Origin of the sequence: Andreprevotia chitinilytica DSM 18519, from assembly GCF_000711875.1 — a bacterium.
GTDB lineage: Bacteria > Pseudomonadota > Gammaproteobacteria > Burkholderiales > Chitinibacteraceae > Andreprevotia > Andreprevotia chitinilytica.
Window position 1 is genome coordinate 13,617 of sequence record NZ_JONM01000021.1, and the last position, 18,102, is coordinate 31,718.

An 18,102-nucleotide genomic window follows, 5' to 3' on the forward strand; every position below is an offset into this window, starting at 1 on the left:
TTTTTTACGTGATGACAACATGCTGCTGTCATCGAGGGGAATTCTATAAATATTCCCTTTCAAGTCAAGCGCTTGTGTGTACGAGCCATGCGTGCGTTGCATGCTGCGCAAAGCCGAAAACCCGCCAGGGTGAGCTGGCGGGTTTCGGGGTTCAGCTGGCTTGAAACAGGCCGGGGTTTATTGCAGCTTCCACAGCGTCGGCGTAGCTGGCGGGTTCCAGCCGGTGCCGACATACGCGGTGTGGGTCACCAGCGCGATGTAGTTCACGCCGCCGTAGCTCACGCAGCTGCCAACCGTGTAGGTATTGCCTTCTGCCCAAGCCGGGCAAGTGCCGGGGGTCGGCGTGGCAGTCGGGCTGGGTGTCGGGGCAGGGGTTGCGGTAGGGGTTGCTGTGGGCACCGGTGTGGCGGTGGGCTTCGGTGTCGGTGCAGTGGTCGGAACCGGTGTCGGGGCCGGTGTTGTACCGCTGCAGTTACCCAGCACAGTCCAATCCTTGCCGGAGCCGGACGGGCCGCTGGTGGTCGACGGATTGGCGTTGGTCCACCAGTTGGCGACGTAGTTGACGCCGTTCAGGGTGACCTTGTCGCCTTGGTTGTAGTGATCTTGCGTTGCGCTCCACGCGGCGTAGCAGGAGCCGCTCGGCGTCGGGGCCGGTGTCGGGACCGGGGTGGCGGTCGGCTTGGGTGTCGGCGCTGTCGTCGGTACGGTGGTCGGGCTTGGCGTCGGCGTGGGGGCCGGGCTGCCGGTCTTCACCGCCTTGAAGGTCTTGTAGAACTGGTAGTCGGTTTGCGGCGTGTTGGAGAAATCATCCACGCTGCCGGAGCCGCTACGGTCACGTTGCAGCGCCCAGAAGGCCAGCAGGCCGACGCCGTATTGCTTGGAGAAATTGGCCACGGTCGTCGCATCTGCCGTGGTGAACACCTCGGTCGAGACATCGTTCTGGCCGATCATGGGTGTGATGCCGACCATCGCCCACAACTCGCTGCTGCTCTTGCTGGTGTAAATCGACTGGAGCTGGCTGTAGAGCGAGTTGGCGGCCTGCACCGCCAGGTCGCCCATCTTCTTGCCGCTGGAAATCGACGAACCGTAGTCCATCGTCATGATGTTGACCACGTTGATACGTACGCCGGCATTGGCGGCGCCTTGCACCAGCGCAACACCATCCGGTTCGAGGCCGGTTGGGTTCACCGGCAAGGTGAACGAGACGTACAAGTCCGGGTATTTGGCTTGCAGTGTCTTGATTGCCGCGTTGCGCACGCTATTCAGATTGCTTTGCGACAGCTGGCTGCCTTCCACGTCGAAGTCGAGCGCACGCACGCCGGTACGCTGCAGCAGGCCATCGATCAGGGTAGCCATCTGGGCACCGGTACAGCCGGCTTCCACATACGTGCCGGATGCGCCGCCGAAGGAGATGATGACGCGGCCGCCGGCGGATTCGAAGGCAGTGACATCGCTCAGCATGTTGTCGACGTCGCCGCTGAGCGAGCAGCCACCGCCGGAGATGATGAAGGCCAGCGTGACGGCGTCGAGGCCGGCTTTGGACTTGGCATCCATCAGGCTGGTGAATTTATAGGCGCTATTGCCATAGCCCCAGGTGAAGAAGTAGGGCGCGGCTTCCGTTGCGATGGCGCTGCTTTGGCCGAGCAGGCCAAGGGAGAGCGCGAGGGCAACCGCTTTGAGGCGGCGCGAGGTTTTTGCGATTGGCTTCATTCGGTGAATCTCCATGTCATCTTCTATGAGAGCCGCTAACAAAATCCTGCTGGCGTTGTTGTGCTCGCTTGCCGTCCGACTTTGTACTGCCTGCGCGTCGCACGCCTAGCCAGCATCGCTACGCTGGATTTGGTTCGTGGCTCTTGGGTGGGTGCGGGTTGGTCTGTGCTGCTCCCGCTGCTGCGTAGAGTTCCCGACGTGGTATGGCGAAACAACGCATTGGAAATGCCTGTTTCACGGAAAGCGCTTTCATTTGAAAAATGGTTATATTTTTCAATGATTTGTAGTCGTCCTTTGTTCGGGGTTATTTCACGAAAATCACCGTGATATGGCGTTTCCCGCCCCCAAAACCGCATAAAACGATGGACGGCAAGGGCTGATCCGGCTCACTTCCCGCAAGCGCGCAGTAGTATGCGAAGCAGTGGCGTTTCAACGCCCGACCAGGATTGATCCGATCTCGACGGATCGATCAAAAAAGGACGGAGATGAGAGATGGCGTGGGCTTCATGCGTGCGCTGGCTGATGGGACTTGGGCTGTGCGCTGGCTGTATGTTGCCGGCCGCTGCGCAAGGACTGCCCAAGCCGGTGCTGATCGGCTATTACCCGTACTGGACCAGTTTCCAGAACCAGTTTTCGATCGACAACATTCCGCTGGATCGGCTGGATTTCCTCACCTACGTCTACGCCAAGCCGAACCCGGATGGCTCGATCTCCCCCGGCAATTTCGTCGCGGACCTCAACTTCGCCCAATCCGGCCTGCGTGGGCCGGACACCGTGCGCGGCAACTACGCCAAGCTGCGAGAAGAGAAGATTCGCCATCCCGGCCTGCACACGTTGATCTCGATCGGTGGCTGGACGTATTCCGATGCCTTCCCCGAACTGGCCGCCAGCCCGGTACTCCGGCAGAAATTCGCCGCCGCGCTGGTTGCCTTCATCGACCATTACGGTTTCGATGGCGTGGAGATCGATTGGCAATACCCGGTGGTTGGCGGCCCGGAAACGCTTCATCCGCGCCCGGATGACCAGCGCAACAAGATCAGCCTGCTGCAGACGATCCGGCAGGCGCTGGATGAACACACGCGCCAGACCGGCCAGCGCTATTGGCTCTCCACCACCTTGGGCGCCAGCCCCTTGCAGCTGACCCCGCCGCTCACGCGTAGCGAGGTCGAAGCGGTCGATTTCGCCGTCGTCGACGCCTACGACTATTACGGCGCGTGGGAGAAAACCACCGGCCATAGCGCGGCGCTGTACGGGCGAGATAGCGCTGACGAAAGCAACGTGACGCACGTGATGGAACTACTCAAATCACGCGGCGTGCCGGCCGACAAACTGGTGCTGATGATCGATGCCGAGGCGAACAGCTGGGTCGGGGTGAAACCGGCCAATCATGGCTTGTATCAACCGTTTACCGGCGTGCCCTATGGCAGCTGGGACGACACCACCACCGGCCCCACCGGCACCTTCACCATGAATGAAGTGCTGGACATGGCCCGCCACGGTCCCTTCACCGAGTACTGGGATGACAAGGGCCACGCCAGCTATCTCTACAGCGCGGTGCGCGGCCAGTTCGTCTCCTTCGAAAGCCCGCGTGCCTTGCGGGAAAAGCTCGGCGTGCTGGCGCAGGCTGGTTATGCCGGCATCGGTTTATGGGAGGTGGCGAGCGATGCGCGTGGTGCGGATAGCCTGCTGCGAATCGGTTATCGCGATTTCCATCCTTGGCGTGGGGCTTGGCTGGATGCGCTTGAAGCGTGGCATGCGCGGCCATCATGGGCAGACGGCGTATTGGGCGGCGTCTTGGCACTACTGGCCCTGCCGTTTTTATTGATCGCACGGCGACGGTACGTGACATGGCGTCGCGACCAGTTTGAAGCTGATGTGGTGCAGCAAGTGCGCAGCAATGTCGAGCAATTGTTGCCCTTGCTCTTCAGCTTCGAGCAAGACGTACAAGGCGCGATGACGCAGATCGCCTTGGCCGGGCCTGCCGCGCAACAGCAACGCGTTGGCATGGGGTTGGCACTGGCTAACGCCAATCAACTCACGCAGATGCTGATGCCGCTGGTGGCCGATGCGCCTCCGGCGCTCGATCCCCCGTTGATCAATCCAACTGCAGCTCCTATTCCGGTGCAACATCAGCCGGATATGGAATTCGTCTCGGCAGATTCGGGCGGGACGGCGGTTGCGGCAGTCGCCGAGCGGATCGCCGTCAGTCCATTGGTCGAACGACTCACCGCCTTGGGCAAACTGACCGAGACGCTGAGCGAGCAACGCAGCGTCGAAAAAATGCTCGACGCCGTGATGAATTTCCTGGCGATGGAACAGGCTGTCCGCGCGGTTGCCTTGTTGCAAGACGGCGAATTGCAGGAATCGATTGGTAACTGGGTTGGCGATGCCGGCGGGGAGACATTGCTGGCGGGCGAGCAAGCGCTGGGGTTCAGTGCTGATCGCCTCCATGCTTGGCTCAAGCCGGATCACGGCTCGGATCACCAGCTCGCCATCGCGTTCAACAGCGCGGCCAGCGACGAAGACGAAGCGGTGCTGCGCCATCTGGTCGCGCAGATGAGCATGATCCGCCAGCAACTCACCGAACTTACCCGCCAGCCGCATGTGCTGTCCGAGCTATACGAGATCGCCTCCCGCAAGGACAAGCTGCTGTATGTCCGTGCCGACAAGGGCTACAGCGGCATCTACACCCAGGACAGCAAGATGCCGCTGTACGTGACGCTAAGGCTGCGCACGATCCGGCTCTATTTCCCGGATGACGTCATGCTGCAGGTGCACCGCTCCTATCTGGTGAATCCGAAGAAGGTCGAGCGGGCGCTCTACAAGGGCAAGGGGCTGTACGAGCTGGCGCTGGGCGCGGCACGGGTGCCGGTGCGCAAGCAATATGCCGAACGACTGCGGGAGCAGTTTGGGCGTTGGTTTGAGTGAGGGGTGATGCCGTTTCTAATTCCCTCTCACATCCCGTGCATGGCTTTTAGCCTTGTTCAGGGACAGAGGGAGAGAGTTAGGGGGAGAGTGCTTGTAAAAGCGTTGCTCCTGGCGCAATCGATTCCCCTTGGCCGCTCAACCCACCGGCGGCTGCGTTTCCTGAAACGACGGCCGCTGATTCAACTGCTCGAACAGCACGGCCAGGTTCGGGTGGCGGTCAGCCCAACCCAGCGCCGGCATGCGCAGATTGAGATAGCCAAGGCAACAGCCGACGGCGATATCCGCGAGGCTGAAATGGCCGCCAAAACACCACTTGCGATCGCTGAGATCGGCGGACAGCATGAACAGGCCGCGATCGACTTTTTCCAGCTGGCGGGTGATCCATTCCTCGCTTTGCTTGGCTGCCGGGCGGCGTCGCTCCAGAAAGGCGAGCACTGCCGCATCGACAATGCCATCGGCCAGTGCTTCCCAACGCTTCACGCCGATGGCCTGCCGATGCTCGGCGGGAATCAGTCGCGCTACTGGTGACACCTGGTCGAGGTAATCGACAATCACGCTGGAGTCATAGAGCGGCTTGCCGTCATCGAGCAGCAGCGCGGGCACCTTGCCGAGCGGATTCAGGCTGGCGATCAGGCTCCCCGGCGTGTTCGGTTGCTCTTCGATCCACTGGAATTCGATCTTCTTTTCCAGCAGCACAACCCGGACCTTGCGACCAAACGGGCTGGTATGCGAGGTATACAGTTTCATCGGCGGGGGCAGGAGAGGGAGGAATGAATCCTGATTCTAAGGGGACGAGCTCGCCGCAGCCAAAACTGTTGCAACGCAGCATCATATTTCCAACACTTCTACATCCCGTAGCCCGGATGGCTTAGCCGGCCGGGGTGGTGGCGTATGCCCGTACCGCACGGGGTGATCCTTGATGCCATGTTGCCCCGGCCGGAGTCTGTTCCGATGGCGGCCCCGGCCGGCAAAGCCGTCCGGGCTACGGAGGCGGTGCGATACCTAAACCACGCCCAACAAACCCAACACCGCGCCACCGGCCAACAACCACAAGGGATTGAGCCGCGTATGGATCATCAGCAGCACCGTAACGGCCGTCAGCACATAGGCCGGCCAGCTTTGGTCGGCCGAACGCGTCAGCAGATAGCCGCTACCCAGCACCAACCCGATGGTGATCGGTGTCAGCCCGCGCAGGATGACGCCACGCAATGGTGCATCGCGGAACCGGTGCCATAGTTTGCCGATGTGATAGGCCAGCAATGACGATGGGCCGCACATGGCGACCGTCGTCGCCACCACACCCGGCAATCCCGCCACGTGCAGACCGATCAGGCTCACGATCAACACATTCGGCCCCGGCGCGGCCTGTGCCAAGGCAAATAGCGCGGCGAATTCGCTGCCGCTCATCCAATGGTGGATGTCCACCGCTTGGCGATGCATTTCCGGCAGCACCGAATTCGCGCCGCCGATGGCAAAGAACGACAGCATGCTGAACGTCGCCAGCAGTTGCAGGATCGTGCTCATTGTTCCGGCTCGCTGTTATGTTTGGTTTGCCGGGCCAGCTGATACCAGGCCATGCCGATGCTGAGCGGTGCCAGCACCAGCAAGACGCCTACCAGATGGAAGCCAAACAATGCCGTACCAGCAAAAGCCGCTGCTGCTACCGCCCAGACCCAAGCAGTGCGCTCCAGCTTGATGGCGAGTTTTACACCGGTGCCCCCCATCAACCCGGCGCCGACAGCCGCAATGCCATTCAACATATGCGGCAACGGGCCGATCTGACCGTAACGGGCATACAGCAGGCCGAGCATCACGATGATGCACAAGGGCGCGAACAACAGCCCGGCCAGCGCCACGACTGCACCCCATGCCCCCTGAAACCGCGCCCCGATCACCACCGACATATTGCAGATGTTCGGCCCCGGCAGTGTCTGCCCCAGACTGAGGACTTCGGTGAACTCGGCGTCATCCAGCCAGCGCAGATCTTCCACCAGCACCCGGTGCGCCAACGGCAGCACGCCACCAAAACCGGACAAGCCAATCTTGAAAAACCCGCTGAACAGTTCCCGGCGGGAAAGGGTTTGGGTTGCAGCGGAGGAGGCGGGCGTCGAGGTAGGCATGCCCGCAGTGTAAAACCGGCGCTCGCTTTGCAGGCATTGCCGATTGCCTTTAGCTGGCCCGATTCGCTCGTACACGGGGGCGACGATTGATTTGTACTCAATTTGAGTATATTAATACTCTTTATGAGTATGAATGTCCCTGGTGTCGCAGATGTTCTCTTTACCGGCGTGCAGCAAAAACTGCTGGCGCTGTGCTTCGGGAACCCTGACCGCACCTTTTACACCAACGAGCTGATCCGCTTGATCGGGGCCGGTAACGGCCCGGTGCAGCGTGAACTGAAACGCATGGGCGAGGCGGGCTTGCTCAGCATCAGCAAAATAGGCAACCAGAAGCACTACCAAGCCAATCAGGCGTCTCCGGTTTTTGCAGAGCTCAGTGGCTTGATACGCAAGACATTCGGTTTGGCGGACGTTGTGCGGCAAGCGTTGCTGCCCGTTGCGAATCAGCTGGAAGCTGCGTTTATCTACGGCTCAGTTGCGAAGGGCAATCCGCAGCCCCATAGCGATATCGACCTGATGATCATCAGCGATAGCCTGGCTTATGCGGATCTCTTCCCCATGCTGACCGAACCCGAAGCGCAGCTCGGCCGCCCGATCAACCCGACCGTTTACAGTCGTACTGAATGGCAGCAGCGCATGTACGAAGGCAACACCTTTGTGGTGCGCGTATTGGAACAACCCAAAATCTTCTTGATTGGAGGTGCCGATGACCTTGGAGAATCTCTCCAACCTGCTGAAGACCGGTAGCCTGAAGAGCGAACGTGCCAGCGCCGGCGAATTTGCCGGTTTGCTCCGTTCGGCCATCGTCCGTTTGCAGGACGCGAAGAACAGCAGTCTGTCGCAAGACAGCCGATTCGATCTCGCCTACAACGCCTCGCATGCGCTGGCCTTGGCGGCATTGCGCTATCACGGTTACCGATCGGATAACCGCTATCTGGTTTTCCAATGTTTGCCGCACACGCTGGATGCCGGGCCGGAAATCTGGCGCGTGCTGGCCAAGTGCCATCAGCAACGCAATCTGGCCGAGTACGAGGGTTATCTGGAAATCGACGAGCGCCTGCTGGCTGAGTTGATCATTGCGGCGGATTGGCTGCTGGATAAGGTGCAGCGCTTGCCACCTCTGGTCAGCCCTGATCCCAGCCCAAGTTCCACCTAAGAGCCTGTTCAAAGTTTTTTTCGACAACGGGTTACGTTGCCATCCCCCTTTTTTGAAGGGGGGCTAGGGGGGATTTCTGCGACATCTCAATATCTACCGGCGTCGAAATCCCCCTCAATCCCCCTTCGAAAAGGGGGAGGTAAAGCCCTGCAGCGCTTCAAGTTGGCAGTTTGCGAGACTTTGAACAGGCTCTAAGCCATTCCACCTCGTGACGGATATGAAAAAGCGGCACCGGTTGCAGAACCGGTGCCGCTTTTTCATTGCGGGGAATGCTTGGGTTAGCAGCGCTTACTTCGGCACATCCCCCACCACGCCCTCCACATAGAAATTCATCTTGTGCAGATCGTCGTCGGAGTACGTCTTGCCGGCGGCCACGAACATCTCGCCGGCCTGGTTCTTCAGCGGCCCGGTAAACGGGTGCAGCTTGCCGGCCTTGATCGCATCGCGGCGGTCTTCGGCCAGCTTCTTCACGTCGGCAGGCACCGCCGGGCCGAAGTCGGCGATGTTGATTGCGCCTTCTTTCACGCCCCACCAGATGTTCGACGATTTCCACTTGCCCGCCAGCACGTCTTCGGTGGTCTTGTTGTAGATCACGCCCCAGTTCAGTTCAGACGCAGCCAGGTGCGCCTTGCCGCCGAACTTGGTCATGTCCGAATCCCAGCCGAAGGCGAAGACGCCTTTTTCCTGCGCGGCTTGCACCACGGCAGGGGAGTCGGTGTTTTGCATCAGCACATCGCTGCCTTGCGAGATCAGCGCCAGCGCGGCTTCGCGCTCCTTGCCCGGATCGAACCAGCCGTTCACCCAGATCACGCGGGTGGTGGCGTTCGGGTTCACGCTGCGTGCGCCGATGGTGAAGGCATCAATATTGCGGATGACTTCCGGGATTGGAATCGAACCGACCACGCCCAGCTTGCCGGACTTGCTCATCTTGCCGGCGACTACGCCAAGCATGTACGCGCCTTCATAGGTGCGGATGTCGTACACGCCCAGATTCTTGCCGGTCTTGTAGCCGGTGGCGTGCATGAAGGTGGTATTCGGGAAGGCCGTTGCCACCTTGTTCATTTGGTTCATGTAACCGAACGAGGTGCCATAGATGACCTTGTAGCCCTTTTGCGCCAGATCGCGGAATACGCGCTCCGAATCCGCCGTTTCGGCCACGTTCTCAACGAAGGTGGTGGTGACCTTGCCGGCGTATTTTGCATCGACCGCCTTGCGGCCCTGATCGTGCGAGAACGTCCAGCCGTGATCACCGGTCGGGCCGATGTAGACGAAGGCGACCTTGAGCGGGTCTTCGGCATGAACGCTGGCGGCAAAGCCGAGCGCCAGGCAGCCGGCCAGGGCCGTTTTGAAGCAAGGTTTGAATCGAAATGCGGGCATGACCAATTCTCCTGTGCGTTTCCGGGTATTTCGTTGGTGTGATCAAGATCAATTCAATGACTGGCTTACTCTAGCAATCGGCCGCAACCTCTCCCATCGCTACAGCGTTATGAGCGGTATTCAAATCCGTATAGATACGGCGCAACGTTGGCGCCGGATAATTTGATCGCTGCCACTGGTTTGGGCAATACAAGTGTTCGATTATGCCAGTGTTCTAATCGATTTTCGGGAGCCACCATGACCGATTCTGTCTTCCCCGCCCAAGGACTTGCGCCCACATCCGAGCAGATTCTCAAGCACCTGCGCCGCTCCAACGAAGTCGGCCAGCGGGCGATGAGTCTGGGGCATCACCCGTTCGGCGCGGTGCTGGTCGGCCCGGATCAGGAAACGGTGCTGTTGGAGCAATGCAACATCGATACGGTCAACCATGCCGAATCGACCCTGGCACGGGTCGCGGCCAGCAACTACACGCCCGAATACCTGTGGAGCTGCACGCTCTACACCGCCGTCGAGCCCTGCTGCATGTGCGCCGGCACCGCCTACTGGGCCAACATCGGCCGTGTGGTATTCGGCATGACCGAGGAACAGCTGCTGGCACTCACCGGCGACCATCACGAAAACCCGACCATGAGCGTGTCGTCGCGCTACGTGTTCGATCATTGCCAGAAGCCGGTGCAGCTGATCGGGCCGGTGCCGGAGATTGCGGCGGAGACGGTTGAGTTGCAGCGGGGGTTCTGGGTGGGGCGGTGAGGTGTCTGATTGCAGCTGATATTGTCCCCTCGCCCACTTGTGGGAGAGGGTTAGGGAGAGGGTGCCTGAAGAGGGCGCGATACTTGGCACGACCCTCTCCCCCAGCCCCTTTCCCATGAAATGGGCGAGGGGAGCCAAGTCACTGCTATCCGTCGGCATATAACCCATATAAACGCCGACAGATCATCGGCATCCGGGTGGCATGATAGATTGAAATCAGCTGCAACCTTGTCCGCAGAGTCCGAACCTTATGACCGCCAGACCCATTCAGTTCTATTTCCGTGGCCGCGTCCAACAGGTCGACGCCGTTGCGCCGACGCGCACGGTGCTGCAATACCTGCGTGAAGACCTGCACCAGACCGGCAGCAAGGAAGGCTGCGCCGAGGGCGATTGCGGCGCGTGCACGGTGGTGATCGGTGAGCTGACCGACGATGGCTTTACCCTGCGCGCCGTCAACGCCTGTATCCAGTTCTTGCCCACGCTGGACGGCAAGGCGCTGTTCACGGTGGAAGACCTCGCGGACGGCAACACACTGCATCCGGTGCAGCAGGCGATGGTCGACTGCCACGGCTCGCAATGCGGCTTCTGTACGCCCGGTTTCGTGATGTCGATGTGGGCGATGTACGAAGACCGCCCGACTTGCCCGGCGCGTGACGAGGTGGCGGACGTATTGTCCGGCAACCTGTGCCGTTGCACCGGCTACCGGCCGATTCTCGATGCCGCCAAAGCGGCCTACACCGCGCCACGCATCGCGCTGGATCGCCTGCCGGTGATCGCTGCCTTGCGTGAATTGGCGGCTTTGTCGGCGTTGGAATACCACCATGAGAACACCCGTTTCTTTGCCCCGCGCAGCATCGACGAACTCGCCGCGTTACGGCTGGCGCACCCACAAGCGACGATCCTCGCCGGCTCGACCGATATCGGCCTGTGGGTGACCAAGCAACTGCGCACACTCGGCGATGTGATCTATCTCGGCGCGGTGGATGAGCTGCGCCAGGTCGAACACGCCGACGGCTATCTGGAAATCGGCGCAGCCGTCAGCCTCTCCGATGCCTTCGATGCGCTGATCGCCGCCGAACCAGCGTGGCAAGAAATCGTCCGCCGCTTTGCCTCCTTGCCGATCCGCAATGCCGGCACCTTGGGTGGCAACGTCGCCAACGGCTCGCCCATCGGCGATTCGATGCCCGCGTTGATTGCATTAGGCAGCCGCGTGGTCTTGCGCCGGGGCGAACGCGTGCGGGACATGCCGCTGGAAGACTTCTATCTCGGCTATCAAAAGAACGCGCTGGAAGCGGGCGAGTTCGTCGCTGCCTTGCGCGTGCCGGATGCAGTGAACGGACGCTTGTTCCGCAGCTACAAGATTTCCAAACGCTTCGATCAGGATATCTCCGCCGTCTGCGCCGCCTTTGCCGTCACGCTGGACGCCGCCAACAAGGTGGTAGACGCACGCATCGCCTACGGCGGCATGGCCGCGACACCCAAACGGGCTACGGCATGCGAAGCCGCCTTGCGCGGCCAGCCGTGGAATGAGGCGGGCATCGCAGCGGCAATGGCGGCGATTCCGACTGATTTCTCGCCACTCACCGATATGCGCGCCAGCCGCGAATACCGTCTGCAGGTCGCCGCATCGTTACTGCAACGGTTCTGGCTGGAAACCTCCGCTCAGTCTGTGCCGTGCCGACTCGATGATCTGGTTGCCGCGGGAGGTGCCGCATGAACCAGCGCCTGCCTTCGCAAACGCAAGAGACACTAACCACCGTCGGCCAGTCCCACCCGCACGAAAGCGCGCATCTGCACGTCACCGGCCGCGCCACCTACGTGGACGATGTGGCTGAGTTGACCGGCACGCTGCACGCGGCGGTCGGGTTCTCCACTTGCCCGCACGGACATATCCGCGCCATCGATCTCACTGCCGTCCGCGCTGCACCGGGCGTGCGGGCCGTGATTGTCGCGGCGGATATTCCTGGCCACAACAACTGCGGTTCGATCCTGCACGACGAACCAATCCTGGCCGACGATCTGGTGCAGTTTCATGGCCAGCCAATCTTTGCCGTCGCCGCCGATAGCCACGATGCGGCACGGCGGGCGGTGCGGCTGGCCAAGATCGAATACGACGCGCTACCGGCGATTCTCGATATCGAATCCGCCATCGCCGCCGAATCGTGGGTCATGCCGCCAGCCGACATGGCGCGCGGCGATGCCGCTGCCGCTTTGGGCTCCGCACCGCACCGGCTGACCGGCCAGGCGGAAGTCGGCGGGCAGGATCACTTCTACCTCGAAGGGCAGATTTCCTACGCCCAACCGCGTGAAGACGACACGATCCACCTGTGGTGCTCCACCCAGCATCCGACCGAGATGCAGCACATGGTCGCGCATGCGCTGGACATGCGCTCGCATCAGGTCAGCGTGGAATGCCGGCGCATGGGCGGTGGTTTTGGCGGCAAGGAATCGCAATCGGCGCAATGGGCCTGCATCGCCGCCGTGCTGGCGCGGCATACCGGCCAGCCGGTCAAGCTGCGGCTGGATCGCGATGACGACATGGTCGCCACCGGCAAGCGCCACCCGTTCCACTATCAGTGGGAGGTCGGTTTCGATGACGTGGGCCGGCTGCTGGGTTTGCAGTTGCAACTGGCATCGGATTGCGGCTTTTCCGCCGACTTGTCCGGCCCGGTCAACGACCGTGCCTTGTGCCACGTCGATAACGCCTATTACCTCGACGCGGTGGCGATCCGCAGCCTGCGTTGCAAGACGCACAAGGTATCCAACACCGCTTTCCGCGGCTTCGGCGGCCCGCAAGGCATGTTCGCCATCGAGACGATCATCGACGACGTGGCCCGCTATCTCGGCCGCGATCCGCTCGATGTACGCCAGATCAATTTCTACGACCCCAGCGAGGGCGGCCCGCTTGAAGACGGCGGGCGCAATACCACTCACTACGGCATGCCGGTTGAGGACAACATCGCGCCAGCCTTGGTGGCTGAACTCGCCAGCACTTGCGATTACATCGCGCGCCGCGCCGATATCGCCGCATTCAACGCCAACAGTCCGGTCATCAAACGCGGGCTGGCGCTCACGCCGGTCAAGTTCGGCATCTCGTTCAACGCCACCCAATACAACCAGGCCGGCGCGCTGGTGCATGTCTACACCGATGGCACGGTGCTGGTATCGCACGGCGGGACAGAGATGGGGCAGGGCCTCTATACCAAGGTGAAGCAGGTGGTAGCGGAGGTGTTTGGCCTGCCGCTGGCCGATATCCGCCTCACCGCCACCGATACCTCTCGCGTCTCAAATACCTCCGCCACGGCGGCATCCAGCGGGGCCGACCTCAACGGCAAGGCCGCGCAAGCGGCGGCGTTGGCGGTGCGCGAGCGGCTGGCCGCGTTCGTCGCCGAGATCGCTGGTGTGGCCGCTACCGACGTTGTGTTTGCCGACGGCCATGTCCGGGCGCCGGGCTACGACAGCAGCTTTGGCGATCTGGCGTTTAGCGCCTACAAGGCGCGCATCCAGCTCTGGAGCGACGGCTACTACCGCACGCCGAAAATCCATTGGGACTTGGCGACCCGCACCGGTCGGCCGTTCTTCTACTTCGCCTATGGCGCGGCGGCGACCGAAGTCGCCATCGATACGCTGACCGGCGAGCTCAAGGTGCTGCGGGTCGATGTGCTGCATGACGTCGGCCGCTCGCTGAATCCGGCCATCGATATCGGGCAAGTGGAAGGCGGTTTCATTCAGGGCATGGGCTGGCTGACCAGTGAAGAACTGTGGTGGCAGGCCGAAGGGCCGAAGTCAGGCGCGTTGGCGACGCATGCGCCGTCCACCTACAAGATTCCCGCCGTGGCCGATGTGCCGCCAGTGTTCAACGTGCGGCTGTATGACGGCGCGAACGTTGAAGACAGCATCCACCGCTCCAAGGCGGTGGGGGAGCCGCCGCTGATGCTGGCGCTGTCGGTGTTCTTCGCCGTGCGCGATGCGGTCGCCGCGGCCATCGGCCCCGGCAGCCGGCCGGATTTGCGAGCGCCGGCGACGCCGGAGGCGATTTTGCGGGCGTGCACAAAATCCGCTGCACGCGATGTGCTCCCCTCGCCCACCAGTGGGAGAGGGGCTGGGGGTGAGGGCTCGTCTGTTGAAGCCGGCAAGCACCCTCACCCTAACCCTCTCCCGCAAGCAGGAGAGGGAACGCAAGGCCCCGCATCATGAACGACTGGCTAACCACCCTCGCTCCCCGCCTCGAAACCCTCGGCGACCAAGTGCTGGTGACGGTCGCCCGCGTGGATGGCTCCGCCCCACGTGAACCTGGCGCGACCATGCTGATCGGCGCGCAGGATTGCATCGATACCATCGGCGGCGGCCATCTGGAATGGGAGGCCATCGCCACCGCCCGCGCCATCCTGAACGGCGCGACTGCGCAGGCACTGGTGCGTTTCAATCTCGCTGCCACGCTCGGCCAGTGCTGCGGCGGTGTGGTGTGGCTGCTGTTCGAACGTGTGACGGCGACGGATGCAGCGATTTGGCGTGAACGTGCCAATCGCGTCGCCCAAGGCCAGGTGCTGACACGGCTCGCTGCCAAAGCTGGCGTCGGATCGGGCGCGTATTCGACCTGGACGATGGCCGAGCGCGATTCGCAGCGCGTTCAAAGCGACGCCAAGCTAGAAGGCGATGCGCAAAGCTGGCGCTTGCTGCAGACGCTCTGCCTGCCAGCCTTTCCGGTTGTGCTGTTCGGTGCAGGTCATGTCGGCGCAGCGTTGGTGCGGCTGTTGTTGCCGCTCGGGGCGCAGGTCGACTGGATTGATGATCGGGATGATGCGTTTGCAAGTCTCGGTGATGGGGGTTTTCACCTCCCCCTTCTCGAAGGGGGATTGAGGGGGATTTCTGCGGCATCTCAAATTGCAATGACGTCGAAATCCCCCCTAACCCCCCTTCAAAAAGGGGGGAATGAAACACGACAGCGCTTAAGTCAGGCAGTCCGGCCCTCATCTGAGTCTGATATCTGGGCCGGCGTGCGCTGCCACATTACCGACACCCCCGAAGACGAAATCGATGCCGCACCGGCCGGCACTTGCTTCCTGGTCATGACGCAAAGCCACGAGCTTGATCTACGCTTGTGTGAGCGCATTTTCCAACGCCGCGATTTCGCCTACTTCGGCATGATCGGCTCGAAGAGCAAGCGCGCGTCGTTCGAGCATCGCCTGCTGGCGCGGGGTGTTGATCCGGCGCGGCTGGCCGAGCTGACTTGCCCGATCGGCGTGCCCGGCATCGTCGCCAAGGACCCGGCCAGCATCGCGATCGCCGTCGCCGCGCAGCTGCTACAGGTGCGTGATGCGCGCTCGCTGATTGCGCAACCGGCCAACAGGCCAAGCCGAAAGACCCACAGGGAACAACGATGACGTCCGCCATACCTCCCGGCGTGCCCCGCCTTGAGCTGAGCCACATCAGCAAGCGTTACCCCAGCGTGGTCGCCAATGACGATGTCAGCCTCATCGTGCAGCCGGGCGAAATCCATGCCGTGCTGGGCGAGAACGGCGCGGGCAAGAGCACGCTGATGAAGGTCATCTACGGCGCGGTGCATGCCGATGCCGGCGAGATGCAATGGAATGGCCGACAGGTGCGGGTGGCGAATCCGGCCGAGGCGCGGCGGCTGGGCGTCGGCATGGTGTTCCAGCATTTCTCTTTGTTCGAAACGCTGAGCGTGGTCGAAAACATTGCCTTGGTGCTGGATGAGAAATTCGATCTGGCGCGGCTGGCAGGGCGGGTGAAGGAAGTTTCTGAACGCTATGGTTTGCCGCTTGATCCCTATCGGGCGGTGCATGGCTTGTCGGTCGGCGAGCGCCAGCGGGTTGAGATCGTGCGCTGCCTGTTGCAGAACCCCCAATTGCTGATCCTTGATGAGCCAACTTCGGTGCTTACGCCGCAGGCGGTGCTCAAGCTCTTTGAAACCCTCAAGCGACTGGCGAGCGAAGGCGTTTCCATCCTCTATATCAGCCACAAGCTGCACGAGATTCGCGCCCTGTGTGATACCGCCACGGTGATGCGCAGCGGGCGGGTGACGGGCATTGCCGACCCGCGTGAGGAAACCGATGCCAGCCTCGCCCGCATGATGATCGGCCGTGAGTTGCCGGTGTGTCACACCGAGCCCTATACCGGCGACGCGGCCACGGTGCTGACGGTGAACCAGCTCACGCTGGCGTCGGACGATCCGTTCGGCACGGCGCTGAAAGACATTTCGTTCGACGTGCGCGCTGGTGAGATCGTCGGCATCGCGGGTATCTCCGGCAATGGTCAGGCGGAGCTGCTGGCGGCGTTGTCCGGCGAACACACGGTCGCGCCGGATCGCGTCGTGATGGCCAGTCAGCCGGTCGGGCATCTGGATGCCGGCCAACGCCGTGATCACGGGCTGGCGGTGGTGCCGGAAGAACGACTCGGCCGTGGTGCGGTGCCGGGCATGCCGCTGTGGGGCAACGCCATTCTCACCGCGCACCGGCAAGGCTTGCGCCGTTACGGCTTACTGCGTTTTGGCGCGGCGCGGGATTTTGCCCGCCGCTGCATCGAGCGTTTCGACGTGCGCTGTGGTGGGGTGGAGGCGGCGGCGCGGTCGTTGTCCGGTGGCAATCTGCAGAAATTCATCGTCGGGCGCGAGATCATGCAGGCCCCGAAGGTGATGGTGGTCGCGCAGCCGACCTGGGGCGTGGATGTGGGCGCATCGGCCTTCCTGCGCCAGACGCTCATTGACCTATCCCGCACGGGCGTCGGCATCGTGGTGGTGTCGGAAGAGCTCGATGAGTTGTTTGAAATCTGCGACCGGATAGCGGTACTGGCCCAAGGGAAATTGTCCGCCGCCGTGCCCAAGGCGCAAACCAATGCTGAACAGATCGGATTACAGATGGCAGGCTTGAAGATGGCCGGCGCGCATCAGGATACGGAGACCGCCCATGCATCTGCTTGAACCTCGCCCGCAACCGTCCCGGCGCATGCGCTGGCTGGCGCCGCTGATCGCCGTCGGCCTGACGCTGGTGACCGGCACGCTGCTGTTCCTGGCGCTGGGCAAGAACCCCTTACAGGCGTTTATCGTGTTCTTCGTCCAGCCTTTGTCATCCGGCTATGGCTGGAGTGAATTGCTGGTGAAGGCGTCGCCCTTGATCCTGATCGCCGAAGGGCTGGCGATCGGCTATCGGGCACGCATCTACAACATCGGCGCGGAAGGGCAGTTGATCATGGGCGCGCTGTGCGGCGGCGGCGTGGCGGTGCTGACCGACGGCATGAACGCCCACTGGATCTTGCCTGCGATGGTGGTGGCTGGCGCGCTGGGCGGGGCGATTTGGGGCGGACTGGCGGCGTGGCTGAAAACACGTTTCAACGCGGTGGAAACGCTGACCACGCTGATGCTGGCCTACATCGCCAATTACATCTTGTCCTATATGGTCAGCGGCCCCTGGCGTGATCCGGGCGGCACCAATTTCCCGCAGTCGGTCATGTTCGGCGATTCGGCCTTGTTCACCGTGTTGATCGAAGGTTCACGCGTGAATGCGTCGGTGTTCATTACCGCTGCCGTGGTGCTGGCCTTCGGTTTGTACTTCCGCAACAGCTTCGTGGCCTATCAGCTCGAAGTCGGTGGCCAAGCGCCAGATGCGGCGCGTTACGCCGGCTTTTCCGCCAAGGCGACGGTCTGGATCAGCTTCTTGCTGTCCGGCGTGACGGCGGGGATTGCGGGCGTGGGCGAGATCGCCGGGCCGGTCGGGCAGCTCAATCTGAATATCTCGCCGGGCTATGGCTACGCCGCGATCATCGTGGCTTATCTGGGCCGGCTGAATCCGTTCGGCATCGTCTGGTCGGGCTTCTTGATGGCGCTGCTCTATCTGGGCGGTGAGGCGGCGCAAGTGTCGCTGCAGCTGCCTTCTGCAATCACCGGTTTGTTCCAGGGCATGTTGCTGTTCTTCCTGCTGGGGGCGGATGCCTTCATCGATAACCGCCTGCGCCGCAGCAAGAAAGCCCAGGCGGCCAAGGCAGCCATCCAACCCACCGCCGCTGCGCCAACGAGCCCGGCTGCGCTGCCGCATGAGAGCTAAT

Annotated in this window: 14 protein-coding genes; 9 read left to right on the top strand and 5 right to left on the bottom strand. The window is 62.1% G+C overall.

Features of this window, described 5'->3' with window-relative positions; all coding sequences use genetic code 11:
• Positions 1 to 177: 177 nt before the first annotated feature.
• The gene (locus BR41_RS23155) at positions 178 to 1,710 is read right to left on the bottom strand and encodes a carbohydrate-binding protein (protein WP_051711281.1); all 1,533 of its coding nucleotides are present in this window, start codon (positions 1,708 to 1,710) and stop codon (positions 178 to 180) included.
• Between the two features lie 492 nt (positions 1,711 to 2,202).
• Here BR41_RS23155 and BR41_RS23160 point away from each other — a divergent pair, with 492 nt between their 5' ends.
• On the top strand, positions 2,203 to 4,638 hold the full coding sequence (locus tag BR41_RS23160; RefSeq protein ID WP_084187369.1) for a glycosyl hydrolase family 18 protein: 2,436 nt from the start codon (positions 2,203 to 2,205) through the stop codon (positions 4,636 to 4,638).
• Between the two features lie 135 nt (positions 4,639 to 4,773).
• On the opposite strand, the gene BR41_RS17650 is transcribed toward BR41_RS23160, so the two are convergent.
• The 3 genes from BR41_RS17650 to BR41_RS17660 all read right to left on the bottom strand — a co-directional run bounded on the left by BR41_RS17650 (position 4,774) and on the right by BR41_RS17660 (position 6,758).
• Positions 4,774 to 5,385: a glutathione S-transferase gene (locus tag BR41_RS17650; protein WP_035059673.1), complete on the bottom strand. Its 612-nt coding sequence runs from the start codon at positions 5,383 to 5,385 to the stop codon at positions 4,774 to 4,776.
• Positions 5,386 to 5,640: 255 nt separating this feature from the next.
• Positions 5,641 to 6,162 carry a chromate transporter gene (locus tag BR41_RS17655; protein WP_035059675.1) on the bottom strand — a complete coding sequence of 174 codons (522 nt, stop codon included), beginning with the start codon at positions 6,160 to 6,162 and terminating at the stop codon, positions 5,641 to 5,643.
• Entirely contained in the window at positions 6,159 to 6,758 is a 600-nt protein-coding gene (locus BR41_RS17660; protein ID WP_035059677.1) for a chromate transporter, read from the bottom strand. Before BR41_RS17660 ends, BR41_RS17655 begins: the two co-directional genes overlap by 4 nt.
• 123 nt (positions 6,759 to 6,881) lie before the next feature.
• Here BR41_RS17660 and BR41_RS17665 point away from each other — a divergent pair, with 123 nt between their 5' ends.
• The gene (locus BR41_RS17665; protein WP_211251801.1) at positions 6,882 to 7,505 is read left to right on the top strand and encodes a nucleotidyltransferase domain-containing protein; all 624 of its coding nucleotides are present in this window, start codon (positions 6,882 to 6,884) and stop codon (positions 7,503 to 7,505) included.
• A complete protein-coding gene (locus BR41_RS17670) occupies positions 7,465 to 7,914 on the top strand; it encodes a hypothetical protein (RefSeq protein ID WP_035059681.1) in 450 nt (149 codons plus the stop codon). Before BR41_RS17665 ends, BR41_RS17670 begins: the two co-directional genes overlap by 41 nt.
• 288 nt (positions 7,915 to 8,202) lie before the next feature.
• Here the strand turns inward: BR41_RS17670 and BR41_RS17675 are convergent, their stop codons facing one another.
• Positions 8,203 to 9,291 carry a BMP family ABC transporter substrate-binding protein gene (locus BR41_RS17675; RefSeq protein WP_035059683.1) on the bottom strand — a complete coding sequence of 363 codons (1,089 nt, stop codon included), beginning with the start codon at positions 9,289 to 9,291 and terminating at the stop codon, positions 8,203 to 8,205.
• A gap of 237 nt (positions 9,292 to 9,528) precedes the next feature.
• Between BR41_RS17675 and BR41_RS17680 the strand changes: the two genes are divergently transcribed.
• The 6 genes from BR41_RS17680 to BR41_RS17710 all read left to right on the top strand — a co-directional run bounded on the left by BR41_RS17680 (position 9,529) and on the right by BR41_RS17710 (position 18,101).
• On the top strand, positions 9,529 to 10,041 hold the full coding sequence (locus BR41_RS17680; RefSeq protein WP_035059685.1) for a nucleoside deaminase: 513 nt from the start codon (positions 9,529 to 9,531) through the stop codon (positions 10,039 to 10,041).
• A gap of 250 nt (positions 10,042 to 10,291) precedes the next feature.
• Complete coding sequence (gene xdhA, locus BR41_RS17685; RefSeq protein ID WP_035059687.1) at positions 10,292 to 11,758, top strand: xanthine dehydrogenase small subunit; 1,467 nt, start codon at positions 10,292 to 10,294, stop codon at positions 11,756 to 11,758.
• A complete protein-coding gene (gene xdhB / locus BR41_RS17690) occupies positions 11,755 to 14,238 on the top strand; it encodes a xanthine dehydrogenase molybdopterin binding subunit (protein ID WP_084187371.1) in 2,484 nt (827 codons plus the stop codon). Before xdhA ends, xdhB begins: the two co-directional genes overlap by 4 nt.
• Complete coding sequence (gene xdhC, locus BR41_RS23165; protein WP_051711286.1) at positions 14,235 to 15,425, top strand: xanthine dehydrogenase accessory protein XdhC; 1,191 nt, start codon at positions 14,235 to 14,237, stop codon at positions 15,423 to 15,425. Before xdhB ends, xdhC begins: the two co-directional genes overlap by 4 nt.
• Entirely contained in the window at positions 15,422 to 16,981 is a 1,560-nt protein-coding gene (locus BR41_RS17705; RefSeq protein WP_051711287.1) for an ABC transporter ATP-binding protein, read from the top strand. Before xdhC ends, BR41_RS17705 begins: the two co-directional genes overlap by 4 nt.
• Complete coding sequence (locus tag BR41_RS17710; RefSeq protein WP_051711288.1) at positions 16,968 to 18,101, top strand: ABC transporter permease; 1,134 nt, start codon at positions 16,968 to 16,970, stop codon at positions 18,099 to 18,101. Before BR41_RS17705 ends, BR41_RS17710 begins: the two co-directional genes overlap by 14 nt.
• Position 18,102 lies beyond the last annotated feature (1 nt).